This window comes from Mesobacterium pallidum, from assembly GCF_019966535.1.
GTDB classification, from domain to species: Bacteria; Pseudomonadota; Alphaproteobacteria; order Rhodobacterales; family Rhodobacteraceae; genus Mesobacterium; species Mesobacterium pallidum.
On record NZ_JAIMID010000001.1, the window covers coordinates 516,191 to 543,014 of the forward strand.

Consider the following 26,824-nt stretch of genomic DNA (forward strand, 5'->3'; position numbering starts at 1 on the left):
ATCAGCCGGTGCTGTCGCCGTACCAGTTGCCCATCTTGACCTCGATCTCGCCCTGCAGCATTTCGGCGAACTCCGCCGGGTCCTGCGTGCCGTTGTCGCGGCCGCGGTAGTGGTAGGGGTAGACATAGGTCGGCGCAAAGTCCGACACGGCCGAAGCCGCCGCTTCGGCATCCATCGTGAACGGCAGGTTCATGCAGACGAAGGCGAGGTCGATGTCTTCCAGCGCCCGCATTTCGGGGGTGCCTTCGGTGTCGCCCGAGATGTAGATGCGGAAATCGCCCATGGTCAGCACGTAGCCGTTGTCGCGCCCCTGCGGGTGGAAGTTCAGCCGGTCTTCGGAGATGTTGTAGGCTGGGATCGCGTCGATGGTGATGCCCATTGCCTCGGTGCTTTCGCCGTTGGCGAGGACCATGGCGCCGTCCTTCATCGCGTCGGCCAGCATCTCGTGCACGGCCGGGTTGGTGAGCAGGGCGGTGTTTTCGCCCATCACCGCCGCCAGAGTGTCGGCATTGTAGTGATCGCCATGCTCATGCGTGATCAGCACGAGGTCGGCGGGCGGCATCTCTTCGTAAAGCGACGCCTCGCCCACCGGGTCGACGTAGATCACGCCCATGGGCGTCTCGAGCACGATCGAGGCATGGCTGACCGGGTGCACGGTCACTGGGCCCGCGCCGGTTTCGAACATGTTGCCCGCATGGGCAGCGGCGCCGGCGATGTAGGGCAGGACGGTGACACCGGCCGTGGCGGCGGCCGTGGTGGCCAGGAAACGACGACGTGACAGCATGGAACTCTCCCTGTTTGTGGATGGAGGGAGGGTAGGGCGCCGAATGCCGGCGTCACGGACACGCTTTCGTGATGGGCGGACGGGGGCCGGAAACGGTTGCGGGCGGGCCCTCCCAAGGCCCGCCCGCATCCTCCCTATCCGGGCCGAACCTCAGGCCTTGGCGTAGCCAAGCCCCTGAAGCGCGACACGAATTTCGTCCAGGATGGCCGGATCGTCGATGGTGGCCGGCATCTTGAACTCCTTGCCGTCGGCGATGTTGACCATGGTCGCCCGCAGGATCTTGCCCGACCGGGTCTTGGGCAGGCGGTCGACCACGCAGGCCAGCTTGAAGGCCGCCACGGGGCCGATCTGGTCACGCACCCGTTTCACGCATTCCTTGACGATCTCGTCATGCGGCCGGTTGGTGCCGGCGTTGAGGCACAGGAACCCCAGCGGCATCTGGCCCTTGAGGTCGTCCGCCACGCCGATCACCGCGCATTCGGCGACGTCGGGGTGGCCCGACAGCACCTCTTCCATCCCGCCGGTCGACAGGCGGTGCCCGGCGACATTGATGACGTCATCGGTGCGCGCCATGATGTAGACATAGCCATTCTCGTCGATCATCCCAGCATCGCCGGTCTCGTAATAGCCGGGGAAATGCGCGAGGTAGCTCTTGCGGAACCGGTCTTCGGCGTTCCACAGCGTCGGCAGGGTGCCCGGCGGCAGCGGCAGCTTGGCGACGATGGCGCCCAGCTCTCCGGCCGGAAGCTCGTTGCCCTCGTCGTCCAGGACCCGCAGGTCATAGCCCGGCATCGGCACGGTCGGGCTGCCTAGCTTGATCGGCAGCAATTCGATCCCCACGGGGTTGCAGATGGCGGGATAGCCCAACTCGGTCTGCCACCAATGGTCGATCACCGGCACCTTGAGCTGCTCCTGCGCCCAGATGATCGTGTCGGGGTCGGCGCGTTCCCCGGCCAGGAAGACCTGCCCGAGATGCGACATGTCGTACTTGCCGACATACTCCCCCTTGGGATCCTCGCGCTTCACGGCGCGGAAGGCCGTGGGCGCGGTGAAGAAGGTGCGCACCTTGTGCTCGGCAATTACCCGCCAGAAGGTGCCCGCATCGGGCGTGCCGACCGGTTTGCCCTCGAACACGATGGTGGTGTTGCCGTGGATCAGCGGCGCATAGCAGATGTAGGAATGGCCCACGACCCAGCCCACGTCCGAGGCCGCCCAGAAGACATCGCCAAGATCGACGTTGAAGACGTTCTTCATGGTCCAGTTCAGCGCCACGAGGTGGCCGGCGGTGTGGCGGATGACGCCCTTGGGCGCGCCAGTGGTGCCCGAGGTGTAAAGGATATAGGCCGGGTGATTGCCCTCGACCGGCACGCATTCGGCGGGCTCGACCCCGTATTGAAAGCCGTGCCAGTTCACGTCACGGCCGGGCAGCAGCGCGGCCACTTCCTGTTCGCGCTGGAAGATCACGCAGAAGTCGGGCTTGTGGGTCGCCATCTCGATCGCGCCATCGAGCAGCGGCTTGTAATGGACAACCCGGTTCGGCTCCATCCCGCACGACGCCGCGATGATCGCCTTGGGGGTGCAATCGTCGATCCGCACCGCCAGCTCGTTCGCGGCAAAGCCGCCAAAGACCACCGAGTGGACGGCGCCAAGGCGCGCACAGGCCAGCATCGCCTCGAGCGCCTCTGGGATCATCGGCATGTAGATGATGACGCGATCGCCTTTCTCGATCCCCTTGGCGCGCAGCGCGCCGGCGAGGGTGGCGACCCGGTTGCGCAGCTCGACATAGGAGATCTCGCGCTTGGTATGGGTGATCGGGCTGTCGTAGATGATCGCCGTCTGCTCGCCCCGGCCGTTTTCGACATGGCGGTCAACGGCATTCCAGCAGGCGTTCACCCTGGCATCGGCGAACCATTCATACAGGCCGTCGCCCTTGTCGGTCAGCGCCTTGGTGGGGGCCTCGTCCCAGTCGATGGCCTGGGCGGCCTCCATCCAGAATGCCTCGGGGTCGGATTTCCAGCTGTCGTAGACGTCCCGGTATCCCATGGTGTGCTCCTCCTGTGCTTGAAAGAACGGGTAGCGGGTTCGCCTCGGGCCGGGCAAGCCTGTTAGCGCCCTGCGCGACCGAATGGCACAAGAAATTTGCAGAAACGGGGGAATTTGCTTTGCAAATTTTTGCAAAGTATGGCGTCTTGCGACGATAACTGGAAATCTGCTGCCGATTTGCAAATTTTGCGAATTTGCAGGCCGGTTGGCCTGGCCGGCCCGCTGCCATGGAATCGGGCGGGCGGTATCGCGGGCGCCCTGCTGCCGGGACGCCCGCGCTGTCACGGCTCAGCCGTAATGCGCGACCGGCGTGCCGGCGATGGCCGCCATGTTCAGAAGACCCCGGGCCGAGATCGAGGGCGTCACGATATGCGCCCGGTTCTGCAGCCCCATGAGGATCGGGCCGACCTCGAGCCCGCCGCCCTTCATCTTGAGGATGTTGCGCACGCCCGAGGCGGCGTCGGCATGGGCAAAGATCAGCACGTTGGCCGCGCCCTCCATCCGGCTTTGCGGGAAGATCCGCGCGCGCAGGGCCGGGTCGAGCGCGGTGTCCACGTTCATCTCGCCCTCGTAGCAGAAGTCGCGCGGCGTGCTGTCGAGGATGCGCATGGCGTCCCGCAGCCGCTTGCCCGACCCCTCGGCCTGGTTGCCGAACTGCGATTGCGAACAGAGCGCGATGTTGGGCTTGAGGCCGAAGCGGCGCACGTGGCGCGCGGCGCCGATCACCGTCTGGGCGATCTGCTCGGGTGTCGGCAGCGACCAGACATGGGTGTCGGCGATGAACAGCGGCCCGTCCTCGAGGATCATCATCGACAGGGCGCCATGGGGCTGGACGGTGTCGCTGCCCAGCACCTGGTTCACGTAGTTGAGGTGCCAGCGAAATTCGCCGAAGGTGCCGCAGATCATGCTGTCGGCCTCTCCGCGATGCACCATGACCGCGCCGATGGCGGTGGTGTTGGTGCGCATGATCGCGCGGGCGAGGTCGGGCGTCACGCCGCGGCGGCACATGATCTCGTGGTAGCTGCCCCAGTAATCGCGGTAGCGCGGGTCGTTTTCAGGGTTCACGATCTCGAAGTCGCGGCCGGGTTTCACGGTGAGGCCGAAGCGTTCGCAGCGCTGTTCGATCACCTCGGGGCGGCCGATGACGATGGGCTTTTCGGTGGTTTCCTCGAGGATCGCCTGGGCGGCGCGCAGCACGCGCTCGTCCTCGCCTTCGGTAAAGACGATGCGGCGCGAGGCGGTCGCGGCGGCCTCGAACACCGGGCGCATCAGCAGGGCGGATTTGAACACCGATTGCTTGAGCTTTTCGCGGTAGGCGTCGAGATCCTCGATGGGGCGCGCGGCGACGCCCGTCTCCATCGCGGCCTTGGCGACGGCCGAGGACACGACCGACGACAGGCGCGGATCGAAGGGCTTGGGGATCAGGTAGTCGCGGCCAAACGTCAGCTCTTCGCCCGAATAGGCGGCGGCCGCCTCGGCGCTGGTGGTGGCGCGGGCCAGCTCTGCGATGCCCTCGACGCAGGCGATCTCCATCTCGTCGTTGATCGTCGTGGCGCCCACGTCCAGCGCGCCCCGGAAGATGAACGGGAAGCAGAGCACGTTGTTGACCTGGTTCGGGAAATCGCTGCGGCCCGTGGCGATGATCGCGTCGGGGGCCACGGCGCGCACCGCGTCCGGCATGATCTCGGGCGTGGGGTTGGCGAGGGCGAAGATGATCGGTTTGTCGGCCATCCGCGCCACTTGCTCGGGCTTCAGCACGCCGGGGCCGGAGAGGCCGAGGAACAGGTCGGCATCGTCGATCACCTCGTCCAGCGTGCGCTTGTCGCTCGCTTGCGCGAAATGCGCCTTCTGCTGGGTCATGTCCTCACGCCGGCCCTTCCAGACCAGCCCGTGGATGTCGCAAAGCCAGATGTTCTCGAGCTTCACGCCCAGTTTCACCAGCATGTTGAGGCAGGCGATGCCCGCCGCGCCGCCCCCAGTCGAGACGACCTTGATATCCTCGAACGTCTTGCCCGCGACCCGCAGCGCGTTCATCGCGGCGGCGCCGACGACGATGGCCGTGCCGTGCTGGTCGTCGTGGAAGACGGGGATGTTCATCCGTTCGCGGCAGATTCGTTCAACGATAAAGCAATCGGGTGCCTTGATGTCTTCGAGGTTGATCGCGCCAAAGGTCGGCCCCAGCGCGCAGACGATATCGGCCAGCTTCTCGGGGTCGGGCTCGTCCACCTCGATGTCGAAACAATCGATCCCGGCGAACTTCTTGAACAGGACCGCCTTGCCTTCCATCACCGGTTTCGACGCCAGCGCGCCGATGTTGCCCAGCCCAAGCACTGCCGTGCCGTTCGATACAACGGCCACGAGGTTGCCGCGCGACGTGTAGTTTCGGGCGGTGAGCGGGTCGGCCTTGATCTCGAGACAGGCCTCGGCCACGCCCGGCGAATAGGCGAGGCTCAGGTCGCGCCCGTTGGCCAGCGGCTTGGTCGCGCGGACCTCGAGTTTCCCGGGCCGGGGGAATTCGTGGTAATTCAGCGCGGCCTTGCGCAGGTTGTCGGTGCTGGAGTCGGACATAACTTGGCCTTCCTGGCAGTTTGTTCAGCCTTGAACCATGTGCTGAGTCGATTGCCGCAGGGGATGCCACGAAGCGGCGCGCTCTGCATCTGAAAAATGCGGAGCGCCTGGGTGCCGCAACCTTGGATCGAATCGGCGGTCCGGGATACGCTTGGGCCAATGACCGACATGGGTGGGGGTATCATGACAGGCGAAACGCCCGCGGGGCAAGAGACTGGCACCAAGCCGTCGGACGGGGGCAAGGTGCCGTCGGTCAAGGACCTGCTGGGCTTCATCGGCGACAAGGATGCGCGGCTGGGTCTGCTCATGGCGGTCTTTGTGCTGTTCCTGACGGTCGGCGCCTGGTTCGTGCAGGCCTTCGGCGGCAACCTGGGCGTGGCCGGCGTCGGGGGCGTGCTGCGGATGCTGGGCACGATCCTGCTGGGGCTGGCGGGCTTCGTCATCTTCTTCAAGGCGATTGACGGCACGCGGGTGCCGCAGGTGATCGTCTGGTATGCCACCGCGCTGGTGCTGCTGACCACCTCGATCGCCTGGATGCAGACCGTGCTGCGCACCCCCGTGCCGCTGCTGATCGAGGCGCGGTGTTTCGCCAACCCCTGGCACCAGGGCTGCCCTCTCGGGCCGCTCGTCGCGGCCGAGGTGGCGGCGGTCGAGGTCGTGCCGCCCGAGGAGCAATCGGTCGTCATCGGCGATCCGTCCGGCCCCGACGATCCCGAAGATCCCGACACCAACCCGCCCACCGGCACCGCGCCGGCGCCCGAGCGCGACAGCGAGGCCGGGGTGCGGGCCATCGCCGAGGGGCTGGGGACGGCCTACACGCCCGATGGCCAGACGAACCGCGTCTTCGTCCAGTTCGCCGGGGCCCTGTCCCGCGACAAGGTCATCTGGGTGTCGAAGGCCCTGCGCGACACGCTCGGCTGGAACGTGCAGGGGGCCGACAGCGGGGGCGAGCGGACGGCGGCCGCCAACGGGGTCGACCAGGTGCGCTATTTCCGTCCCGCGGATCGCGAACTCGCCATGGCGCTGGCCCGCGCCTATAACGCGCTGGGCGTCTGGGACGGGTTCGAGCCGCTCTCCGTCGCCCTGCTGCGCGGGTTCGAGGGCAGCGTCCCGCCCGGCCATCTCGAGGTCTGGACCAGCGTCGACTGACGCTTTCCGCGGCGGCGCGCTTGCATCCGTTCGGGGCCGCGCAGATACTGGCTGCCAGTCTTCAACGAAAGGTCCCCCAATGACGCTGAAGCAAGCGGCCCGCGACGTCTGGAGCCGGGCCTACGCGCCCTATTCGAACTTCAAGGTCGGCGCGGCGATCCGTGGCGCCGGGGGCGGGGTGCACACCGGGGTCAACGTGGAAAACGTCGCCTACCCCGAGGGCACCTGCGCCGAGGCCGGCGCCATCGCCGCCATGATCGCGGCGGGCGAGACCAAGATCGCAGAGGTCTACGTCGTCGCCGCCTCGCCGACGCCCGTGCCGCCCTGCGGTGGCTGCCGCCAGAAGCTGCGCGAATTCGGCGGGCCCGAGGTGCGCGTCACCATGGCGACGATGGACGGGGCGGAAGAGGTCATGACCCTCGCGGACCTGCTGCCCGGCGCCTTCGACGCGGGGCACATGGAGGGTTCCTGATGGACGCCCGCCAGATCATCGCGCACCTGCGCCGGGGCGAGGAGCCCTCGGCCGAGGAAATCGCCTGGTTCGCGCAGGGCATCGCGAGCGGTGCGGTGACCGATGCGCAGGCCGGGGCCTTTGCCATGGGCGTCTGCCTGCGGGGCCTCTCGGACGCAGGCCGCGCCGCGCTGACCCTTGCGATGCGCGACAGCGGGCATGTGCTGCGCTGGTCGGGCGACAAGCCGGTGCTCGACAAGCATTCGACGGGCGGGGTGGGCGATTGCGTGTCTCTCGTGCTGGCGCCCGCGCTGGCCGTTTGCGGCGCGCTGGTGCCGATGATCTCGGGTCGGGGGCTGGGCCATACCGGCGGCACGCTCGACAAGCTCGAGGCGATCCCGGGGCTGAACGTGAACCAGGACGAGGCGGGTCTGCGCCGGGTGCTGGACGCCGCCGGCTGCGCCATCGTCTCGGCCAGCGGAGAGATCGCGCCTGCCGACCGCCGGCTTTACGCCGTGCGCGACGTGACGGGGACGGTCGAAAGCCTCGACCTCATCACCGCGTCGATCCTGTCCAAGAAACTGGCGGCGGGGCTCGAGGGGCTGGTGCTGGACGTCAAGGTCGGCTCGGGCGCCTTCATGAAGACGGCCGCCGAGGCGCGGGCCCTGGCCGAGGCGCTGGTCGGCACGGCCAATGCCGCCGGCTGTCCCACGACCGCGCTGGTCACGGACATGAACCAGCCGCTGGCGCCGAGCCTTGGCAATGCGCTCGAGGTGGTCGAGGTGATGCGCGTGCTGACGGGCGATGCGCGCGGCCCGCTTTTCGAGCTGAGCGTGGCGCTGGGCGCGGTGCTGCTGGACAATGCCGGCATCGCGGGCGGCGTGGACGATGGCGCGGCGCGCATCGCGCGGGCGATAACGGGCGGGGAGGCCGCCGAGTGTTTCGCCCGCATGGTCGCCGCCATGGGCGGGCCGGCGGATTTCGCCAGCGGCTGGGCGAACTGCCTGCCCGAAGCGCCGGTGATCCGGCAGGTCCTCGCTCCACGCGCGGGCATCCTCCGGGCGATGGACGGAGAGGCGCTGGGCCTCGCCGTCGTCGACCTGGGCGGCGGGCGCAAGGTGGAAAGCGACCCGGTCGACCCCTCCGTCGGCTTCAGCGAGGTGCTGCGGCTGGGCACGGAGGTCGTGGCGGGCCAGTCGCTCGCCCGCGTCCATGCCGCGCGCGAAGGGCAGGCCGAGGCAGCCGAGGCGGCGTTCCTTGCGGCCCTCACCATCGGCGAGGGCGCGCCAGAGCTGCCGCCGCTCGTGCATGAAAGGATCGGATGATGGCGCGCGCGTTTCTCGTTGTGATGGATTCGGTCGGCATCGGCGGCGCGCCGGATGCGGCCGAGTATTTCAACGACGGCCGCCCTGACACCGGCGCCAACACGCTGCTGCACATCGCGGAGGCCTGCGCCGAGGGACGGGCGGAGGCGGGGCGGACGGGCCCGCTGACGCTGCCAAACCTCGATGCGTTGGGCCTTGGCGCGGCGCTGGACCTGGCCTGCGGGGAGACCGCGCCGGGCCTCACCGCGCAGCCCACCGGCCGCTATGCGGCGGCGACTGAGCACAGCCGGGGCAAGGACACCCCTTCGGGCCATTGGGAACTGGCGGGCCTGCCGGTGCCCTTCGAATGGACCTATTTCCCGAAAGCCGACCCGGCCTTTCCCGAGGACCTCGTGGCCAAGGTCTGCGCGCTGGCGGGGACCGAGGGCATCCTGGGCAATTGCCACGCCTCTGGGACCGAGATCGTGGCGCGGCTCGGGCAAGAGCATCAGCGCACCGGCTGGCCGATCTGCTACACCTCGGCCGACAGCGTCTTCCAGATCGCCGCGCATGAGGAAAGCTTTGGCCTCGACCGCCTGCTGATGCTCTGCGAGGACCTGGCGCCGACCCTGCACGAGATGCGCGTCGGCCGCGTCATCGCGCGCCCCTTTCTGGGCGCGCCGGGGTCTTATGCCCGCACCACCAACCGCCACGACTACGCGATCCGCCCGCCATCCCCGGTGCTGACCAACTGGGTGCAGGACGCGGGCCGCGCCGTCCATGCGATCGGCAAGATCGGGGACATCTTCTCGATGGAAGGCATCGACAGCAATGCCAAGGGCAGCGACGCCGCGTTGATGGATGCGCTGGACGCGGCGGTGCGGGACATGCCCGATGGCAGCCTGACCTTCGCCAATTTCGTCGAGTTCGACAGCCTATATGGCCACCGCCGCGATATAGCGGGATATGCGCGCCACCTCGAATGGTTCGACGCGCGCCTCGGCGCGGTACTGTCGGCGCTGCGGCCCGAAGACCTGCTGGTCATCACCGCCGACCACGGCAACGACCCCAGCTGGACCGGTACCGATCACACCCGCGAACGGGTTCCGGTGCTTTGCGCCGGGGCCGGGACGGGGGCGCTGGGCATCGTGAACTTCGCCGACGTGGCGGCCAGCCTGGCCGCGCATCTTGGCGTCCCATCTCAAGGACCGGGGAGGTCATTTCTGTGAACGAGGAACTCGAAGACCGGCTGGCCCGGGTCGCGGCCCTGCCCAAGGTCGAGCTGCACATGCACTTCGAAGGCGCCGCGCCCCCGGCCTTCATCCGCGGCCTCGCCAAGGAAAAGAAGGTCGACCTGTCGGGCATCTTCGCCCCGGACGGCAGCTATGCCTATCGCGACTTTTGGCACTTCCTCGAGGTCTACGAGGCCGCGACCAGCGTGCTGAAGACCCCGCGCGATTTCGCCCGGCTGACCCGCGCGATCCTCGAGCAGAGCGCCGAGAGCGGGGTGGTGTATTCCGAGACCTTCCTCAGCCCCGATTTCTGCGGCGGCGGGGACGTGGGCGCTTGGAAGGAGTACCTGCATGCGATCCGCGAAGAGGCCGAGGCCTGCGAGCGTGAGATGGGGATCACCCTGCGCGGCATCGTCACCTGCATCCGCCATTTCGGCCCCGACAAGGCCAAGCCCATCGCGCGCTGCGCGGCCGAGACGGCGGGCGACTGGATCGTCGGTTTCGGCATGGGCGGGGACGAAAAGGTCGGCCACCAGGGCGATTACGCCTGGGCCTTCGACGCGGCGCGCGAGGCGGGGCTGCGGCTGACCACCCATGCCGGCGAATGGGGCGGGGCGAAAAGCGTGCGCGAGGCGCTGACGCAGTTGCAGGGGATCGAGCGGATCGGCCACGGGGTGCAAAGCATCGACGACCCGGCGCTGGTCGAGGAACTGGCCGAGCGCGGCATCGTGCTCGAGGTCTGCCCGGGCAGCAACGTGACGCTGGGGATCTGGCCGAAGGTTGCGGCCCATCCCATCGCGAAGCTGCGCGATGCGGGGGTGAAGGTGACGGTCTCGACCGACGATCCGCCGTTCTTTCATGCCACGATGACCCGCGAGTTCCGAGACCTGAGCGAGGCGTTCGGCTGGCAGGAGGACGTCTTTGCCCAGCTGAACCAGACCGCGCTGGCGGCGGCCTTCTGCGACGACGCCACCCGGGCCGAGGTGGCGAAGCGGCTGGGATAGGGCTGGGCGGAGGCGCCGCGCAGCGGCGCCCCCGCCCCCCGGCGACGCCGCAGGCGGCGCAAACATGTGACTGTCGACGCCGCAGGCGGCGCAGCCAGTCCCGAACAGTCTTGATCCAGCGGAATGCGCCCCGAGTGGCGCATGCTTGTTTGTTGAAGAGGCAGGGGGACGCTGTCCCCCTCTGCCTGCGGCATTCACCCTCTGGAGTATTTCCGGAAAAGTGAAAGCAGGGCCCGGCTACGTGGCGAGGGTCATCGCAAGGCCCGCGGCGAAGGCGCCGGTCAGCGACAGGGCGATGTAGAGCGCGAAGACCCGAGGTTTCACCAAGGCCCAGACCGCGACGGCGGCGGGGATCGAGGTGACGCCGCCCGCGACGAGGAAGGCGAGGCCGGCGCCGGGGCTCATGCCCTGGTCGATCAGCCCGCCGACCAGCGGCAGGGCCGCGTAGCCGTTGAGATAGGCGGGCACGCCGACCAGCGTGGCGATGGCGATGGGGGCCAGGCCCGTGCCGCCCAGCGTGGCCGTGACCGTCTCGGCCGGGATATAGGCCAGCATCAGGCTTTCCAGCACGAAGGCCAGCAGCAGCCACTTGGCGAGGAATAGCGAGGTCTTCAGCGCCTCCGAGCCGAATTTCGCGCGCCGCCCGGGGTCGGTCCAGAAGCGCCACACCACCGGCTTCGGCGCACGGATCTTGCCGCCGCCGCAGCCGCCGTTGCCGATCCCGTCGCGCAGGGCCGCCGACAGCGTGCCCCGGCGGTCGAGCAGGTGCACCACCAGCCCGCCGTAGATCCCGAGGCCAAGCGCCGCCAGGGTCTTTGCCAGGGCGAACTCGACCCCCAGCACCCCGGAGGTGAGGAAGAACATCGACGGGTCCATCACCGGCGAGGCCAGCCAGAAGGCCATCACGGCCGAGAGCGGCACGCCCATCGCCAAGAGCGCCGCGATCAGCGGGATCACCCCGCAGGAGCAGAAGGGCGACAGCCCGCCCGCCAGCGCCGCCAGCCCGATCATCAGGAGCGGCGCGCCGGTAAAGGCGCGGGCGATCAGGTTGTCGGCCCCGGTCGCGCCCGCCCAGGCCGCGATGGCGATCGAGAGCAGGAGGTAGGGTGCGACGCGGGCGAGCGAGCCCGCGGCGAACAGCGCGCTGTCGCCGGCCTGGCCCGGGTCGACAAGCGCCAGCACGGCCAGGATCGCGGCCGAGGCGAGCCAGACGCGGTGCCGGGTCCAGGCCCGGTGCAGCAAGGCACCGGCGGGGCGGCGGGGCAGGGCGGCGTCGGTCATGTCTCGGACTCCTCGAGGTCGGTGGTGGCCACGCCGGCGCAGCATTCCGCGCCCAGGAAATCGGTGAGGCGCTGCATGGCGGGGTAATCGGCGCGGGTCAGCACTTCGCGTCCGCGCCGTTCCTGGGTGACAAGCCCGGCCTTGGCGAGCGCGGCAAGGTGATGCGCGAGGGTAGAGGCGGGCAGCCCGGTATGGGCACCGATGTCGCCGACGCGCAGGCCGGATGGCCCGGCACGCACCAGCAGGCGGAAGATGGCAAGGCGGGCCTCGTGGCCGAGGGCGGCAAGGGCGCGGGCATGGGTGGCGAGATCTGTCATGACCGACTCATTAAACTATAAAACTAGAAATGTCGAATCTTTTGACCGAAGTCCGGGGCATCCCGTCCGGCCCGGCCCAGGTCCGGTCCGCCGAAGGGGCCCATCCTGCGTGGTCCGGGGTGGTCCCGGCGACGCCGCCCATTGCCCCCTGCGCCCGCATGGGGCTAAAGCAGGGGCGATCCACCGAAAGAGGCCGCCCATGAAAGATCACCTGACCGTCGTCGATCACCCGCTGGTGCAACACAAGCTGAGCCTGATGCGGGACGAGACGACCTCGACCGCTGTCTTCCGCCAGCTCCTGCGCGAGATCAGCCAGCTGCTGGCCTACGAGATCACGCGCGAGCTGCCGATGACCACCCGCGCCGTCCAGACGCCGCTGACCGAGATGGAAGCGCCGGTGCTCGCCGGCAAGAAACTGGCGCTGGTGTCGATCCTGCGCGCCGGCAACGGGCTGCTGGACGGCGTGCTCGAGCTGATCCCCTCGGCCCGGGTCGGCTTTGTCGGCCTTTACCGAGACGAGGAGACGCTGGAACCGGTCCAGTATTACTTCAAGGTGCCCGAAGGCTTGCAGGACCGCATGGTGATCGCGGTCGACCCGATGCTGGCCACCGGCAATTCCTCGGTCGCGGCGATCGACATGCTCAAGAAGGCCGGGGCGAACAACCTGCGCTTTCTTTGCCTGCTGGCCGCCCCCGAAGGCGTGGCCCGGATGAAGGAGGCGCACCCGGACGTGCCGATCGTCACCGCCTCGCTGGACGAGCGGCTGAACGACAAGGGCTACATCGTTCCCGGCCTCGGCGATGCGGGCGACCGGATGTTCGGCACGAAATAGGTCGATATTCCCGAGGGATATCCTCTAGACGCAGGCCGTCGGATCGGGCAGTCTGAGGCAGCACATCTGCCTTGGGGGGTTCGATGCCAAAGACACATGCACCCCGCGCCATCCTGGCGCGGCTGACCGCGGCAAGCCTCCTGGCCTTGCCGCTTTCGCCGCTTGCGGCACAATCTGCGGCAGAGTTCGCGCCGCCGGCCGAGCTGCCGCCCGAGACGTTCGAAGGCCCGGAATACGTGGACAGCCTGGGCTGTGTCTACGTGCGCGCCGGTGTCGATGGCAGCGTGGTCTGGGTGCCACGGGTGACCCGCACCCGCGAGCCGGTCTGCGGCCTGACGCCCACGGATGTGACGGCGGCGCCGGCCGCAGTCGTGCCCGCGCCAGAGACCGAGACGGCCGTGACCCTGCCCGAAACCGCCGCGCCGGAAACCGGGCCTGCCGAGGCGACGTCCGAGACCGAGACGGCCGCGACATCCGAAACCGCACCGGTTTCCACCACCAAGCCCGAAGCCCGGCCCGAGCGTCCCGTGGCCGAGGTCGCTGGGGCCCCGGCGGTCGATGCGCTCGACCCCGATGCGACCCCGACCTCCGTCACGCTCGGCACCGACCCCGCGGCCGGGTCGGAGACCGACGTGATCCTGGTCGAGCCCGAAATCGCCGAGGAACCGGCCGAGACCGCGCCGCTGCCGCGCGCCGTCACCATGACGGAGCCGGTGCGTGAACGCTCGCTCTACCCCGAGGGCGCGCCCTCGTCGCGCGGCTATCCCGGCCCGGGCATCAAGACCCGCCCCGTGACCCTGACCCCCGAGCAGGCCGCGCGTCTCAACGCCGGCCGTCAACTGCCCATGGGCAGCGCGCCGCTGGTCGGCGGCAATGGATACCGCTTCATGGCGGACCCCGCGGCCCCCACCGCGGGCTCCGCGCCGCTGGTGGGCGGCACCGGCTACCGGGCCGTGCGCCGCGCGACACCGGCGGACGCGGGCACGCGCGTGCTGCCTAAGCACCTGTTCGAGGACCCGAGCCGCGACCGATCCGGGCTCTACGTGCCCGAGGGCTACCGCAAGGCCTGGGACGACGGCCGGCTGAACCCGCGCCGGGCAGAACAGAGCGTCGCCGGCATCGTCGCCACCCGGCTGGTCTGGACAAGTACCGTGCCGCGCCGGCTGGTCGACCAGTCCGGCCAGGATGCCTCGGCCCGTTACCCGATGCTCTATTACCCGTTCACCGATCTCGCGATGCAGCGCCGCTACGAGGCGAACCCCGCGGCCTACGAGGTGCGGGTCAGCACCAAGGGCACCGTGCGGCTGGTCGAGAAAAAGGCGACCGGCACGGTGTCGAGCCGCAGCGCGGCCCCGGCCAAGCCGGCGGCGACCGGGCACCGCTACGTGCAGATCGGAACCTTTGGCGATGCGGCCAACATCCGCAAGGCCATCGGGTCCGTGCAGGCCATGGGCCTGCCGGCGGCGCAGCAGAAGGTGACGCGCAAGGGCCAGCCGATGCAGGTTGTCCTGGCCGGCCCCTTCGATGGCGCGGCCGACCTGAACCGCGCGCTGGCCAAGCTGAAGAGCGCGGGCTACCGCGACGCCTTCACCCGCTGAAGGCACCAGCCCCGAGATGGGAAAAGGCCGCCCCAACCGGGCGGCCTTTTTCGTGGGCTCAGGCCCGGGCCGTGGCTGGCGAACAGGCCAGATGAGGCGCGCCTAGCCCTCGCAGATCCCCTGCAGCCGCAGCCAGTCGGCGTCGCGCAGCACCAGTTCCGGCGCGGCCGAGGCGAAGGGGTCGGCCTCGATCAGCGCCACCGTCGTCTCGCCCGACACGTCCTGCGCATAGGCATAGGGCGCCGCTCGCACCCGTGCTGCCCCGAAGGCCTGCAGCAGCAGGTCATCCGGCAGCGGGCGGGGCGCGCGGGACAGGAAGCTCTCGGCATAGGCGTCGAGCGCGGCGTCGGTCACATGCCCCGTGGTCAGCAGGCGGAAGCTTTCGACCAGCCCCGCCGCCTCGAGGAAATCCTGAAGCGGGTCGTGCAGCTGGGCCCTCAGCGCCTCGGCGATGACGAACCCGGCGACCACGTCGGGCTCTTCCGGGTCCTCGACCAGCGCACGGTTCAGCAGGATCCAGCCGCCGGGCAGGTGGGCCGAGACGGTGACACCCGAGCGCAGCACCACCAGCCGTTCGCCCCCCTCGGGCCCCAGCAGGCGCCGGCCCAGCCGCGTCAGCGCCGCGCTGCCGCCGGGCGTCGCGCAGGGCTGGCCCGCCACGCGGCTGATGCGGCCCAGCAGCGCCTGGCCGATCTCGGCCCGCTTGACATCCGGCACCACGGTCAGCGCGTGGCGCTGGATCGCCCCCGGCACCCAGAAGATCGCCAGCGCGGCCACGACCGTCACCGAGACCGTTGCCATCACCCAGCGCAGCCGCCCGGGCCGGGGCCGCCGCTTTTCGATCGCGCTGCGCAGCCGTTCGATCGCGTCGATCATCTCGGCCTCGTCCTCGCGCAGCTCGAGCGTCTCGTTCGGGTCGCCATCGGGGTGGTAGATCGCGGGCATCTTGCCGGGGTTGGCGCGGACCACGGCGGCCAGCGACCAATGGCTCAGCGCCCGTTCGGCCTTGTCCATTACCACAAGCGTCGCATCGCCGATGGACACGTAGACCTCGCGGCGTTGCGCCTCGGGGCTTTCGCGCCACAGGCCGGTGCTTTCCAGCCTCTGATACTCGGTCAATGCCGTCATGGAACGGGCTGCTCTGCCTCTTTGCCTGTGTCCCTGTCTAGCACGAGTGATTCGGGCGGGGCAATCCGCAGCAATCGCACTGCGCGGCGGCTCAGGCGACGTGGCTGGACGCCAGTTCGTAGCGGCCGAGCTCTTCGTACCACGGCCCGTCGCGCATCAGGTGCGAGGCGTAAAGGCAATAGGCGTCCACCTCGAAGGGCGCCGTGGCCCAATCGCCCCGCGCCTGCAGAAAGGCCCCGATCCGCGCCGCGTCCTCGGTGCCGCGCGATCCGGCGTTGAACCGGGCGATGGTCACATGCGGCCGGAACCGGCGCCGCGGCAGGTCCATCCCCGCCATGCGTGCGGCCTGCATCACGTTGGCCTGCAGCCCGGTCAGCGCCGCGCCCCCCTCGGCCCGCAGAACCACGGCTGAAGGCTTCTTCGCACCGTAGACCTCGAGCCCGGCAAGCCGGAGTTCGAGCGGCGCGGGGCGGAGGCGCTCCAGCGCCTCGTGCAGCGCTTCGAGCCTGTCGACGGGCTGGTCATCGAGGAAGGCCAGCGTCAGGTGCAGGTTGTCCCAGGCGACGGCGCGTCCGGCGCGCAGACCGTCCTGCAACTGCTCGACCTGGTCCCGGATCGCGTCCGGAAGGGGCAGGGCGACGAAGGTGCGCATGTCGGACCTCCTGGCTGCGCGAACAGGCTTTCCCGGCGTCCGGGATCGCCTATCATCCTGCCCATGCTTTCGCTGTTTCGCAACCGGACCTATGCCGCGCTTTTCGGCGCGCAGGTGGTGGCCCTGCTGGGTACCGGCCTGCTGACCGTTGCGCTGGGCCTGCTGGCCTATGACCTCGCCGGGGCGCAGGCGGGGCAGGTGCTGGGCACGGCCTATGCGATCAAGATGGTGGCTTACGTGGGCCTGTCGCCCCTGGCGCAAGCGCTGCTGCATGCCCTGCCACGCAAGGCGGTGCTGATCGGCGCGGACCTTGTGCGCCTTGCCGTGGCGCTGTGTCTGCCGCTGGTCAGCGAGACCTGGCAGGTCTACGCGCTGATCTTCGCGCTGCAGGCGGCCTCGGCCACCTTCACGCCGACCTACCAGGCGGTGCTGCCCGACATCCTGCCGGACGAGGCGCGCTACACCCGCGCCCTGTCGCTGTCGCGCCTGGCCTATGACCTCGAAATGCTGGTCAGCCCGGCCCTCGCGGGCCTGATGCTGCTGGTCATCGGCTATTCCGACCTCTTCCTTGGCACGGCGCTGGGCTTTGCCGGGTCGGCGCTGCTGGTCTGGCGGGCGCGCATCCCGGCGCTGGGGCAGACGCCAGCGCAGGGATTCATGGATCGCCTCACGCGGGGGCTGCGGCTTTACCTCGCCACGCCCCGCCTGCGCGGGCTCCTGGCGCTGACCTTTGCCGGGGCGGGGGCCAGCGCCTTTGTCCTTGTCAACACGGTGGTGCTGACCCGCGCGCAGCTGGGCGGCGGGGACAGCGCGCTGGGCCTTGCCATGGCGGCCTTCGGAGCCGGGTCGATGGTCGTCGCACTGGCGCTGCCGCGTTGGCTGGACCGCCGCCCCGACCGGCCGGTGATGCTGCGCGCCGCGCTGGCGCTGGGGGCGGTGGAACTGGCCCTGGCCGCCTGGCTCTTGGCCGGGATCCCATGCGGCTGGGCCGTGCTGCTGCCCGGCTGGGCGCTGATGGGCGCGGGCTACTCGGCCATCGCCACCCCGGCGGGCCGGCTGATCCGCCGCAGCGCCGAAGCCTCTGACCGCCCCGCGCTCTTCGCCGCGCATTTCGCGCTCAGCCACGCCTGCTGGCTGGTCACCTATCCACTCGCGGGCAGCCTTGGCGCGGGGGCTGGCCTCGGCCCCACGCTGGCGCTCCTGGCCCTGTCGGCGCTGGCCGCCGCGGCCCTTGCCGCAAGGCTCTGGCGCCCCGAGACAGGTGGACAAAGCGCCCGATAAGTGCGACATGCCCCCCGTTCACCCGGAGAGCGCCATGACCACCACCCGTTTCGCCCCGTCTCCGACGGGCTATATCCATGTCGGCAACCTGCGCACCGCGCTGATGAACTACCTCATCGCGCGCAAGGCGGGGGGCACCTTCATCCTGCGCATCGACGACACCGATCCCGAGCGCAGCAAGCAGGCATACGTGGACGCGATCCAAGCGGATCTGGAATGGCTGGGCCTGTCCTGGGACCGGATCGAACGGCAGTCCGAGCGGCTGGACCGCTACGAAGCGGCGGCAGACAAGTTGCGCGAGATGGGCCGCTTCTACGAGGCGTTCGAGACCCCGACGGAACTGGACCTCAAGCGCAAGAAGCAGCTGAACATGGGCAAGCCGCCGGTCTATGACCGCGCCGCCTTGGACCTCAGCGACGGGGCCAAGGCGAAACTGCGCGAAGAGCGCGGCCCCGGCGTCTGGCGCTTCAAGCTCGACCAGGAGCGGATCGACTGGACCGATGGCATCCTTGGCGACATCTCCATCGACGCGGCCTCGGTCAGCGATCCGGTGCTGATCCGCGCGGACGGGCAGATGCTTTATACCCTGGCCTCAGTGGTGGACGATACCGAGATGGGCGTGACCCATGTAGTGCGCGGCTCGGACCACGTGACCAACACGGCGACGCAGATCCAGATCATGCGCGCGCTGGGCGGGACCGTCCCGGACTTTGCCCACCATTCGCTGCTGACCGGCCCGCAGGGCGAGGCGCTGTCGAAACGGCTCGGCACCCTGGCGCTGCGCGACCTGCGCGAGGCAGGGATCGAGCCCGAGGCGTTGCTGTCGCTGATGGCGCGGCTGGGATCGTCGCAGCCGGTGGAACTGCGGATGAGCCTCGACGAAATCGCCGAGGGGTTCGACCTCGGGCAATTCGGCTCGGCCCCGACCAAGTTCGATGCGAACGACCTTTACCCGCTGACCGCCCACAAGCTGCAGCAACTGCCCTTCGAGGCGGTGGCCGACGATATCGCCGCGCTCGGCGTGCCGGCGGACCTGGCCGAGACCTTCTGGACCGTTGCCCGCGACAACATCACCACCCGCAAGGACCTTGCCAAGTGGTGGGACCTCTTCCGCGACGGCGCCGAGCCGGTGATCGCCGACGAGGACCGTGACTTCGTGGCCCAGGCCATGACCCTGCTGCCCCCGCCGCCCTATGACGGCGAGACCTGGGGCAAATGGACCTCCGAGGTCAAGGAGGCGACGGGTCGCAAGGGCAAGGGCCTCTTCATGCCGCTGCGCCTTGCGCTGACCGGCCAGAAAAGCGGACCCGAGATGCGCGACGTGATGCGCCTGCTGCAGGTCGTGCGCGCCAGGGGCTGACCGCGGCGCTTGCTGGCCGGTGTCGGATGCGAGGGGCCAGCCCCTCGCGCCACAGGCGCGGCACCAAGAAGATGCGAGGGGCCGGCCCCTCGCGCTCCCCTGGATATTTGTGGAAGGTGAATGGGATCGGCTGCGCCGGGTGGTTGGGGCGCAGCTTGATCGTCGACCTTTGCACGCGTGGCGCTGTCGGAGTGAGGGGCCAGCCCCTCACACTCCCCGGAGTTTATTGGCAAGATGAAGGGGGATCGGGGCGCCCGTCTTTCACCTTTCGTCGGATTGGCTCGCCGGGATCGGTGATGCAGGGGACGGGCGTGCAACGGCCAGGACGCGCCCTGCTTTCATTATTCCGCAAATACTCCCGCCGGAGGCGTTCCTGTGGCGGCGCATCGGCCGCTCAGGTGGCGGCCTGTTCCAGGCGCTGTACATCCGCCGCCACGGGCAAGGCATCGCGGCCGAGGTCGAGCGCGTGGCCAAGCAGCCGGCGGGCGGCCGAGGACATATGCGGGTCGGGGTGGTCCGACAGACGTTTGAGGCTGCGCACGACGTGCAGCATCACCTCGATATTACCGGCGCCGTCACGGGCGATGGGGGCGAAGCCGTCGTCCACCAGCTCGCCCTTGTCGAAGTCGGGCACGTGGATGCGGTCGCAGCGCGGCGGCCTCGGCGCGGGGTCGGAATCCCACAAAAGGCGCGAGACGCGTGCGATCACGTCGATCGCCGTGCCGGGATCGTTGACGCCGGGCGAGAGCGCACGCTCGCCGATCTCGGACAGGACCACGAAGCCGTAGCGCGAATCCTGCTCGTGGCTGCGCTGATCGGCGAGGGTGAAGGCCGATTGCAGGTGCTCGCAAGTCTGCGCCGTGCCGGTGATCCAGGCCAGCGGATCGCCCTTGAAGACATGTCCGCCGGGGCGCAGGGCGAGATGGGCGGTGGCGTCCATCTGCTCCAGCTTCTTTTGCAGCGCGGCGATGTCCACGAGTTGCAGGTAGCCGGTGCGCGGGGCGGGCACCGGCTGTCCGCCGTCCCGATGCGCCGGCGGACGGCCGCCGAGATGGGGCTGCGACAGGTGCGCAGAGAGCGAGGCCGCAGCGCGGGTCGTCACCAGTTCGAGCGTGTGGTCGAGCGAGCCGAGGCGCGAGAGGTGGTCGATCCAGCGCAGGATCGCCACCACGATCAGCACGACCACCAGCGCCGTGGCGGCGAAGATCGACAGGGTCGCGTCCTCGCCGTAGATCCCCGAGCGGAACAGGATGATCCCCGTCAGCGCAAAGATGAAGGCCCCGGTGAAGGTCGCCAGCACGTTCTGCGTCACCGTGTCCTCGAGGTGCAGACGGTAGCTGCGCGGGGTCGCCGTGTCGGCCGCCGCGCGGTAGGCGCTGACCATGACGTTCAGCGAGAACGTTGTCACCGCCAGCATCGAGCTGGCCAGGATCGACAGCACCGGCAGCACCGCCTCGGTCCCGCGGTCCCACTGGATCGGCGTCGGGATCAGCGGCGCTGTGACCACGGCCACCAGCGACAAGAGCGCGATGGCCACGACCCGGACCCAGAGCCGGCGCAGGTAGCGCAGCGCCAGGACGAATGTGCGTGACAGCATGTGGTGTGTCCCTCTTGGATCCGCCATTGGACCAGGGGGCCAACGCGCGGGGCCCGGCCCCGGTTCCTCAGCCCTTGACGATGCGCGCCCTGACCCGGGCGAGGCCGTCGTGGACGAGGGCGCGTTCCTCTTCGGTCAGGGGTTGGTGGCGGGGATAGCGGGGCGCCGCGCGGTCGTCGAGGATCGGCGCGGTCCAGCCATCGGTCGTGTCGAAGAAGTCCATGACGCCCTCGGGCCCGAACTCGGCCAGGAACCCCTGCACGACCACGTCGAGATAGCTTAGCAGCACCGGGTTGTCGTCACCCGGATCGTGGTGGTGCCCGTCGGGAATGGCGTAGATCGCCACCCCGTCCAGCGGGCCGTCGTCGTGATGCGCCAGGGTCAGCTGGCGCCGGTAGGCCGCCTCGCGCAGATCCAGCGCGGCCCAGTCCGATCCGGGCACCGCTGCCGTAAGGCCGGCGATCCGGCTGCCTTCGCAGGGCAGCACGGTCAGGAAGCTGACCGGCCGCATCGGCGAATGCCGCCAGGCCCGGCGCCAGCCGGTCACATGCGCCCGCCGGGGCGCCGCGTAGTCATGGGTGCGCCGGTTCACCAGGCTGCCATAGCCAAAGAAATACGGATCGGTCATCGCGCCCTCCTGCCCAAACATGGACCTGAGAGACGCCTTTCGGTTGATCCATGTCAAGGCGTCCCGGCCCCACGGGCGGCATGGTGACGCAACCCCCGGCAGGCGAGGAGCCAGACCCATGCGAGTGACCAAGCGGACCAACATCGCCATGCGGCTGCTGATGTATTGCGCCGCCAACACCGACCGGCTTGTCACCAAGGCCGAGATCGCCGGGGCCTGCAACATTTCGGAAAACCACCTGGCGCAGGTGGTCAACCAGCTGGGGCAGATGGGTTTTGTCCAGACCCAGCGTGGCCGCCACGGGGGCCTGCGCCTGGCCCGTCCGGCCAACGAGATGCGGGTGGGCGAGGTGTTCCGCGCCCTCGAAGGCCCGGTGCCGCTGGCCGAATGCTTTGCCGACACCGACTGCACCTGCCCGCTGACCGACAGCTGCCGGCTGCGGTTCGCCCTCACAGACGCGGCCGAGGCGTTCTTTGCCCATCTCGACGAGGTGACGCTGGATGCCCTGATTTGCGACAACAATCCGCTTTTGAGCATCCTGCAGCCGCATCGCTGCGCAACCCCGGCCTGAGCCGCGTTTTCCGGCTTGCCTGATCCCCGTCAGCCGCGCTAACGTCCGGCCATCGAAACGGGAGAACCGGCCAAACGCCGGTGCCGAAGGAGCAACCGCCCCGGAAACTCTCAGGCCAAAGGGACCGCTTTCGACACGAAGAACTCTGGAGAGTGGCGCGCCGCGCCCGCCGAAGGGATAGCGATCTCAGGCGACAGGACAGAGGGGGCATCGTTCGCACGGGGGACATCCGTGCGCGAAAGCGATGCCGGATTCCGCCCGACGGGCCCGGCGTGAGGGCAGAGAGAGTGCGGAATGACCGAATTGAAACGATTGCCGCTGGACGAGTTGCACCGCGCCCTGGGCGCGAAGATGGGGCCGTTCGCGGGCTGGGACATGCCGGTGCAATATGCGCCCGGCGTGCTGAAGGAACACCTGCATTGCCGGGCCGAGGCGGGCCTGTTCGACGTCAGCCACATGGGGCAGGTGATCCTGCGCGGGGCGGGCGTGGCCGAGGCGTTGGAAGGCTTGGTGCCCACCGATATCGTGGACCTGCCCGAGGGGCGGCAGATCTACGGCCTCTTCACCGCGCCCGAGGGCGGCATCCTCGATGACCTGATGATCGCCAACAAGGGCGACCACCTGTTCCTTGTCGTCAACGCCGCCTGCGTGGACGAGGACGTGGCGCATCTGCGTCGCGCGTTGGAGCCCGAAGGCATTACGGTCGAGCACATCACCGACCGGGCGCTGTTGGCCCTGCAAGGCCCCCGCGCCGAGGAAGTGCTGGCAGGGCTGGCGCCCGCGGTGGCCAAGATGCGCTTCATGGACGTGGCCGAGGTCGAGATCGCGGGCCAGCCTTGTTGGGTCAGCCGGTCGGGCTACACCGGGGAGGACGGCTACGAGATTTCCGTGCCCGCTGCGGGCGCCGAGACGCTGGCCCGTGCGCTGCTGGGCCATGCGGCCGTGGCGCCCGTTGGCCTGGGCGCGCGAGATTCGCTGCGGCTCGAGGCGGGCTTGTGCCTGTACGGGCATGACATGGACCCCGCGACCTCGCCCGTCGACGCGGGCCTTTCCTGGGCGATCCGCAAGGTGCGCCGCAAGGGCGGGGCGCGGGAAGGGGGCTTTCCCGGCGATGCCCGCATCCTGTCGGAGCTGGCCAAGGGGACAGAGACCATTCGCGTCGGGCTGAAACCCGAGGGCCGCGCGCCGATGCGCGAGGGCGTGCCGCTCTACGCCGATCCCGAGAGCGGCGATCCGGTCGGCCGCATCACCTCGGGCGGGTTCGGCCCGTCGGTCGGCGGCCCGGTCGCCATGGGATACGTGCCAAGCGCGCTCTCTGCGCCCGGCACCACGCTATACGGGGAACTTCGGGGCAAGCGGCTGGCGGTCAGCGTCGCGCCGCTCCCCTTCGTCCCTGCCAATTTCAAACGCTGAGAAGGACAAGGCGCGATGAAATACACCGAGGAACACGAATGGCTGCGCGAAGAGGATGACCTCATCGTCGTCGGCATCACCGAATACGCGGCCGAGCAGCTGGGCGACATCGTCTTCGTCGAACTGCCCGAGGTCGGCACCACGGTCAGTAAGGACGACGAAGTCGTGGTGATCGAAAGCACCAAGTCCGCGTCGGACATCCTCGCCCCGCTCGACGGCGAGATCGTCGAGGTCAACGAACGTCTGGTCGAGGACCCGGGCAAGGTCAACGAGGACCCGATCGGCGACGCCTGGTTCTTCAAGATCAAGCCCGAGGACCCGTCCCAGATGGACGAGTACATGGACGACGCGGCCTACAACAAGTTCATTTCCTGATCGCCCCCGGCGCGTGACGTGGCGGGCCGGATGGCCCGACCACCCCCGGGGGCGCAGGCTTTCGGGGACCGGTGCCCTGCACCCTCGCGCATCCAAGCACGGAGCAGCCCATGCCCTTCACCCCGACCGACTACCTGCCCTACGATTTTGCCAACCGGCGCCACATCGGCCCGTCGCCCTCCGAGATGACCGAGATGCTGAAGACGGTCGGCGCGTCCAGTCTCTATGCGCTGATCGACGACACGGTGCCGAAATCCATCCGCGCCGAGCAGCCGCTGGACTGGGGCCGCCCGATGTCGGAACGCGAACTGCTCTACCACCTGCGCAAGGTGGCCGGAAAGAACCAGGTGCTGCGCTCGCTGATCGGGCAGGGCTATCACGGCACGGTCACGCCGCCGGCGATCCAGCGGAATATCCTGGAAAATCCAGCATGGTACACGGCTTACACGCCCTACCAGCCCGAGATCAGCCAGGGCCGGCTCGAGGCGCTTCTGAACTACCAGACCATGGTCAGTGACCTCACGGGGCTCGAGATCGCCAATGCCTCGCTGCTGGACGAAGCGACGGCCTGCGCCGAGGCGATGACCATGGCGCAGCGGGTGGCCAAGTCCAAGGCGAAGGCGTTCTTCGTGGACGAGAACTGCCATCCGCAGAACATCGCCGTGATGAAGACACGCGCAGCGCCCCTGGGGATCGAGATCATCCTTGGCGCGCCAGACGCGCTCGAGGCGGACAAGGTCTTTGGCGCCATCTTCCAGTACCCCGGCACCCATGGTCATGTCCGCGACCTGACGCCAGAGATGGAGGCGCTGCACGCCGCGAACGCCATCGGCATCGTCGCCGCCGACCCGCTGGCCCTGTGCCTGCTGAAGGAACCCGGCGCGATGGGCGCCGACATCGCCGTCGGCACTACGCAGCGCTTTGGCGTGCCCATGGGCTATGGCGGTCCGCATGCCGCCTACATGGCTACCCGCGACGCCTACAAGCGCTCCATGCCCGGCCGCATCGTCGGCGTCTCGGTCGACAGCCATGGCAACCGCGCCTACCGGCTGTCGCTGCAGACCCGCGAACAGCATATCCGGCGGGAAAAGGCGACGTCGAACGTCTGCACGGCGCAGGCGCTGCTGGCGGTGATCGCGTCCTTTTACGCGGTGTTCCACGGACCCGAAGGCCTGCGCGCCATCGCGCAGCGCATCCACCGCAAGACCGTGCGCCTGGCCGAGGGGCTGGAGGCGGCGGGCTTTGCCATCGAGCCGGCGGAGTTCTTCGACACGATCACCGTGGATGTGGGCCTGTTCCAGCGCGGCGTGCTGCAACACGCGGTCAAGGAGGGCGTGAACCTGCGCCGCGTCGGCGCGACCAAGGTGGGGATCACCGTGGATGAAACCACCCGTCCCGAAACGCTTGAGGCGGTCTGGCGCGCCTTCGGCATCGAGCGGAGCGACGATGACTACACCCCGCGTTACCGCCTGCCCTTGGCGCTGGCGCGCGAGACCGACTACCTGACGCACCCCGTGTTCCACATGAACCGGGCCGAGACCGAGATGATGCGCTACATGCGGCGCCTCGCCGACCGCGATCTCGCGCTCGACCGCGCGATGATCCCGCTGGGGTCGTGCACGATGAAGCTCAATGCGGCGGCCGAGATGATGCCGATCTCGTGGCGCGAATTCGCCAACCTGCATCCGTTCTGCCCGCCCGACCAGGCGGCCGGCTACAAGGAGCTGATCAACGACCTCAGCGCCAAGCTGTGCCAGATCACCGGCTACGACGGATTCTCCATGCAGCCGAATTCGGGCGCGCAGGGGGAATACGCGGGGCTGTTGACCATCGCCGATTACCACCGGTCGCGCGGCGAAGGGCACCGCAACGTCTGCCTCATCCCGATGAGCGCCCATGGCACCAACCCCGCCTCGGCCCAGATGGTCGGCTGGAAGGTGGTCCCGGTGAAAAGCCGCGAGAACGGCGACATCGACCTGAACGATTTCCTCGAGAAGGCGGAGAAACATTCCGGCAGCCTGGCCGGCTGCATGATCACCTACCCCTCGACCCATGGCGTGTTCGAGGAGACAGTGCGCGAGGTCTGCCAGATCACCCATGAGCACAGCGGGCAGGTCTATATCGACGGCGCCAACATGAACGCCATGGTGGGGCTGTCGCGGCCCGGCGACCTGGGCGGAGACGTCAGCCACCTGAACCTGCACAAGACCTTTGCCATCCCGCACGGCGGCGGCGGCCCCGGCATGGGGCCCATCGGGGTCAAGGCGCATCTCGTGCCGCACCTGCCGGAACACTCCGGCGCCGTGTCGGCCGCGCCCTACGGGTCGGGCTCGATCCTGCCGATCTCCTACGCCTATTGCCTGTTGATGGGCGGCGAAGGGCTGACCCAGGCGACCCGCGTGGCGATCCTGAACGCCAACTACATCGCAAAACGGCTCGAAGGCGCCTTCGACGTGCTCTATCGCGGCCCGACGGGGCGGGTGGCGCATGAATGCATCCTCGACACGCGGCCTTTCGAGAAATCGGCCGGGGTGACGGTGGATGACATCGCCAAGCGCCTGATGGACGCGGGCTTCCACGCGCCCACGATGTCCTTCCCGGTGCCCGGCACGCTGATGGTCGAGCCGACGGAAAGCGAGACCAAGGCCGAGCTCGACCGGTTCTGCGAGGCCATGCTGGCGATCCGCGAGGAGATCCACGCGATCGAGGACGGGCGGATGGACCCGGCGAACAACCCGCTGAAGAACGCGCCCCACACGATGGAAGACCTCGTGCGCGACTGGGACCGTCCCTATACGCGCGAACAGGGCTGCTTCCCGCCGGGCGCCTTCCGGGTCGACAAGTACTGGCCGCCGGTCAACCGGGTGGACAATGCCTGGGGCGACCGGAACCTTGTGTGCATATGCCCGCCGATGGAGGATTACGCCGAGGCCGCAGAATAACGGGTTTCGGATCGCTGCGCGATCCGACCGGCGGGGCCGGGGGCTGACGCCCCCGGCCCCGTGGAACTTGGGGCGCTGGCAAAGGCCGGTGGAAGTTGCGCCTGTGGGACGTTCGGGAGCGAGGGGCCAGCCCCTCGCGCTCCCCGAGGTATTTGGAAAACAATGAAGATGGATGCAGCTTGATGCTTTGAGCGCGTGTTCCGAGACCGTGTGGTCGCGCGCCACAGGCCGCATGTCAAAGCGTCACTCCCCGCGCCTTGCGGTCGCGGGGAGCTTCATCGTTTGCGGTCATCGGCGCCTCCGCCTGTACCGCC

At 68.9% G+C, this 26,824-nt stretch carries 22 protein-coding genes and 1 riboswitch; of the genes, 13 read left to right on the plus strand and 9 right to left on the minus strand.

From position 1 onward, the window contains the following. Position 1: 1 nt before the first annotated feature. From MF270_RS02350 to MF270_RS02360, 3 genes are all read right to left on the minus strand, one after another. On the minus strand, positions 2–784 hold the full coding sequence (locus MF270_RS02350; RefSeq protein ID WP_238364235.1) for an MBL fold metallo-hydrolase: 783 nt from the start codon (positions 782–784) through the stop codon (positions 2–4). Between the two features lie 150 nt (positions 785–934). Then, positions 935–2,827 carry a propionate-CoA ligase PrpE gene (gene prpE, locus MF270_RS02355; protein ID WP_238364236.1) on the minus strand — a complete coding sequence of 631 codons (1,893 nt, stop codon included), beginning with the start codon at positions 2,825–2,827 and terminating at the stop codon, positions 935–937. A gap of 288 nt (positions 2,828–3,115) precedes the next feature. Further along, complete coding sequence (locus tag MF270_RS02360; protein WP_238364237.1) at positions 3,116–5,395, minus strand: NADP-dependent malic enzyme; 2,280 nt, start codon at positions 5,393–5,395, stop codon at positions 3,116–3,118. 183 nt (positions 5,396–5,578) lie between these two features. On the opposite strand from MF270_RS02360, the gene MF270_RS02365 reads away from it, so the two are divergent. The 5 genes from MF270_RS02365 to MF270_RS02385 all read left to right on the plus strand — a co-directional run bounded on the left by MF270_RS02365 (position 5,579) and on the right by MF270_RS02385 (position 10,535). Further along, a complete protein-coding gene (locus tag MF270_RS02365; protein WP_238364238.1) occupies positions 5,579–6,544 on the plus strand; it encodes a hypothetical protein in 966 nt (321 codons plus the stop codon). Between the two features lie 79 nt (positions 6,545–6,623). Then, complete coding sequence (locus tag MF270_RS02370; protein ID WP_238364239.1) at positions 6,624–7,016, plus strand: cytidine deaminase; 393 nt, start codon at positions 6,624–6,626, stop codon at positions 7,014–7,016. Further along, a complete protein-coding gene (locus MF270_RS02375) occupies positions 7,016–8,320 on the plus strand; it encodes a thymidine phosphorylase (protein ID WP_238364240.1) in 1,305 nt (434 codons plus the stop codon). Before MF270_RS02370 ends, MF270_RS02375 begins: the two co-directional genes overlap by 1 nt. Continuing rightward, on the plus strand, positions 8,320–9,528 hold the full coding sequence (locus MF270_RS02380; RefSeq protein WP_238364241.1) for a phosphopentomutase: 1,209 nt from the start codon (positions 8,320–8,322) through the stop codon (positions 9,526–9,528). The genes MF270_RS02375 and MF270_RS02380 overlap by 1 nt, the downstream gene beginning before the upstream one ends. Continuing rightward, a complete protein-coding gene (locus MF270_RS02385; RefSeq protein ID WP_336245978.1) occupies positions 9,525–10,535 on the plus strand; it encodes an adenosine deaminase in 1,011 nt (336 codons plus the stop codon). Before MF270_RS02380 ends, MF270_RS02385 begins: the two co-directional genes overlap by 4 nt. A gap of 237 nt (positions 10,536–10,772) precedes the next feature. On the opposite strand, the gene MF270_RS02390 is transcribed toward MF270_RS02385, so the two are convergent. Further along, the gene (locus MF270_RS02390) at positions 10,773–11,816 is read right to left on the minus strand and encodes a permease (RefSeq protein ID WP_238364242.1); all 1,044 of its coding nucleotides are present in this window, start codon (positions 11,814–11,816) and stop codon (positions 10,773–10,775) included. After that, complete coding sequence (locus tag MF270_RS02395; RefSeq protein WP_238364243.1) at positions 11,813–12,133, minus strand: ArsR/SmtB family transcription factor; 321 nt, start codon at positions 12,131–12,133, stop codon at positions 11,813–11,815. Before MF270_RS02395 ends, MF270_RS02390 begins: the two co-directional genes overlap by 4 nt. 199 nt (positions 12,134–12,332) lie before the next feature. Here MF270_RS02395 and upp point away from each other — a divergent pair, with 199 nt between their 5' ends. After that, positions 12,333–12,965, plus strand: coding sequence for a uracil phosphoribosyltransferase (gene upp / locus MF270_RS02400; protein WP_238364244.1), 633 nt, complete (start codon positions 12,333–12,335; stop codon positions 12,963–12,965). 83 nt (positions 12,966–13,048) lie between these two features. Next, entirely contained in the window at positions 13,049–14,563 is a 1,515-nt protein-coding gene (locus MF270_RS02405; RefSeq protein WP_238364245.1) for an SPOR domain-containing protein, read from the plus strand. Between the two features lie 102 nt (positions 14,564–14,665). On the opposite strand, the gene MF270_RS02410 is transcribed toward MF270_RS02405, so the two are convergent. After that, entirely contained in the window at positions 14,666–15,691 is a 1,026-nt protein-coding gene (locus MF270_RS02410; protein ID WP_238364246.1) for a hypothetical protein, read from the minus strand. A 91-nt stretch (positions 15,692–15,782) separates the two neighbouring features. Further along, on the minus strand, positions 15,783–16,343 hold the full coding sequence (gene thpR, locus MF270_RS02415) for an RNA 2',3'-cyclic phosphodiesterase (protein ID WP_238364247.1): 561 nt from the start codon (positions 16,341–16,343) through the stop codon (positions 15,783–15,785). Positions 16,344–16,406: 63 nt separating this feature from the next. Here thpR and MF270_RS02420 point away from each other — a divergent pair, with 63 nt between their 5' ends. Together MF270_RS02420 and gltX are read left to right on the plus strand one after the other, a co-directional pair. Continuing rightward, on the plus strand, positions 16,407–17,624 hold the full coding sequence (locus MF270_RS02420) for an MFS transporter (protein ID WP_238364248.1): 1,218 nt from the start codon (positions 16,407–16,409) through the stop codon (positions 17,622–17,624). Positions 17,625–17,658: 34 nt separating this feature from the next. Then, positions 17,659–18,984 (plus strand): glutamate--tRNA ligase, encoded by a 1,326-nt coding sequence (gene gltX, locus MF270_RS02425; protein WP_238364249.1) that lies wholly within the window; start codon positions 17,659–17,661, stop codon positions 18,982–18,984. 394 nt (positions 18,985–19,378) lie between these two features. Here the strand turns inward: gltX and MF270_RS02430 are convergent, their stop codons facing one another. Together MF270_RS02430 and MF270_RS02435 are read right to left on the minus strand one after the other, a co-directional pair. Beyond that, entirely contained in the window at positions 19,379–20,581 is a 1,203-nt protein-coding gene (locus MF270_RS02430) for a DUF2254 domain-containing protein (RefSeq protein WP_238364250.1), read from the minus strand. A 67-nt stretch (positions 20,582–20,648) separates the two neighbouring features. Then, on the minus strand, positions 20,649–21,209 hold the full coding sequence (locus MF270_RS02435; protein WP_238364251.1) for a gamma-glutamylcyclotransferase family protein: 561 nt from the start codon (positions 21,207–21,209) through the stop codon (positions 20,649–20,651). 118 nt (positions 21,210–21,327) lie between these two features. Between MF270_RS02435 and MF270_RS02440 the strand changes: the two genes are divergently transcribed. From MF270_RS02440 to gcvP, 4 genes are all read left to right on the plus strand, one after another. Then, positions 21,328–21,780 (plus strand): RrF2 family transcriptional regulator, encoded by a 453-nt coding sequence (locus MF270_RS02440; protein WP_238364252.1) that lies wholly within the window; start codon positions 21,328–21,330, stop codon positions 21,778–21,780. 48 nt (positions 21,781–21,828) lie between these two features. Next, positions 21,829–21,918, plus strand: a riboswitch (glycine riboswitch). Positions 21,919–22,074: 156 nt separating this feature from the next. Further along, a complete protein-coding gene (gcvT, locus tag MF270_RS02445; protein WP_238364253.1) occupies positions 22,075–23,193 on the plus strand; it encodes a glycine cleavage system aminomethyltransferase GcvT in 1,119 nt (372 codons plus the stop codon). A 15-nt stretch (positions 23,194–23,208) separates the two neighbouring features. After that, positions 23,209–23,568, plus strand: coding sequence for a glycine cleavage system protein GcvH (gene gcvH / locus MF270_RS02450; RefSeq protein WP_238364254.1), 360 nt, complete (start codon positions 23,209–23,211; stop codon positions 23,566–23,568). A 110-nt stretch (positions 23,569–23,678) separates the two neighbouring features. Then, entirely contained in the window at positions 23,679–26,510 is a 2,832-nt protein-coding gene (gene gcvP / locus MF270_RS02455) for an aminomethyl-transferring glycine dehydrogenase (RefSeq protein WP_238364255.1), read from the plus strand. The last annotated feature ends 314 nt before the right edge of the window (positions 26,511–26,824 follow it).

Bases quoted from the DNA above. Each gene is read 5' to 3' on its own strand.
- MF270_RS02350 (WP_238364235.1), bottom strand. From the start codon at position 784: ATGCTGTCACGTCGTCGTTTCCTGGCCACCACGGCCGCCGCCACGGCC.
- prpE (WP_238364236.1), bottom strand. From the start codon at position 2,827: ATGGGATACCGGGACGTCTACGACAGCTGGAAATCCGACCCCGAGGCA.
- MF270_RS02360 (WP_238364237.1), bottom strand. From the start codon at position 5,395: ATGTCCGACTCCAGCACCGACAACCTGCGCAAGGCCGCGCTGAATTAC.
- MF270_RS02365 (WP_238364238.1), top strand. From the start codon at position 5,579: ATGACAGGCGAAACGCCCGCGGGGCAAGAGACTGGCACCAAGCCGTCG.
- MF270_RS02370 (WP_238364239.1), top strand. From the start codon at position 6,624: ATGACGCTGAAGCAAGCGGCCCGCGACGTCTGGAGCCGGGCCTACGCG.
- MF270_RS02375 (WP_238364240.1), top strand. From the start codon at position 7,016: ATGGACGCCCGCCAGATCATCGCGCACCTGCGCCGGGGCGAGGAGCCC.
- MF270_RS02380 (WP_238364241.1), top strand. From the start codon at position 8,320: ATGGCGCGCGCGTTTCTCGTTGTGATGGATTCGGTCGGCATCGGCGGC.
- MF270_RS02390 (WP_238364242.1), bottom strand. From the start codon at position 11,816: ATGACCGACGCCGCCCTGCCCCGCCGCCCCGCCGGTGCCTTGCTGCAC.
- MF270_RS02395 (WP_238364243.1), bottom strand. From the start codon at position 12,133: ATGACAGATCTCGCCACCCATGCCCGCGCCCTTGCCGCCCTCGGCCAC.
- upp (WP_238364244.1), top strand. From the start codon at position 12,333: ATGAAAGATCACCTGACCGTCGTCGATCACCCGCTGGTGCAACACAAG.
- MF270_RS02405 (WP_238364245.1), top strand. From the start codon at position 13,049: ATGCCAAAGACACATGCACCCCGCGCCATCCTGGCGCGGCTGACCGCG.
- MF270_RS02410 (WP_238364246.1), bottom strand. From the start codon at position 15,691: ATGACGGCATTGACCGAGTATCAGAGGCTGGAAAGCACCGGCCTGTGG.
- thpR (WP_238364247.1), bottom strand. From the start codon at position 16,343: ATGCGCACCTTCGTCGCCCTGCCCCTTCCGGACGCGATCCGGGACCAG.
- MF270_RS02420 (WP_238364248.1), top strand. From the start codon at position 16,407: ATGCTTTCGCTGTTTCGCAACCGGACCTATGCCGCGCTTTTCGGCGCG.
- gltX (WP_238364249.1), top strand. From the start codon at position 17,659: ATGACCACCACCCGTTTCGCCCCGTCTCCGACGGGCTATATCCATGTC.
- MF270_RS02430 (WP_238364250.1), bottom strand. From the start codon at position 20,581: ATGCTGTCACGCACATTCGTCCTGGCGCTGCGCTACCTGCGCCGGCTC.
- MF270_RS02435 (WP_238364251.1), bottom strand. From the start codon at position 21,209: ATGACCGATCCGTATTTCTTTGGCTATGGCAGCCTGGTGAACCGGCGC.
- MF270_RS02440 (WP_238364252.1), top strand. From the start codon at position 21,328: ATGCGAGTGACCAAGCGGACCAACATCGCCATGCGGCTGCTGATGTAT.
- gcvT (WP_238364253.1), top strand. From the start codon at position 22,075: ATGACCGAATTGAAACGATTGCCGCTGGACGAGTTGCACCGCGCCCTG.
- gcvH (WP_238364254.1), top strand. From the start codon at position 23,209: ATGAAATACACCGAGGAACACGAATGGCTGCGCGAAGAGGATGACCTC.
- gcvP (WP_238364255.1), top strand. From the start codon at position 23,679: ATGCCCTTCACCCCGACCGACTACCTGCCCTACGATTTTGCCAACCGG.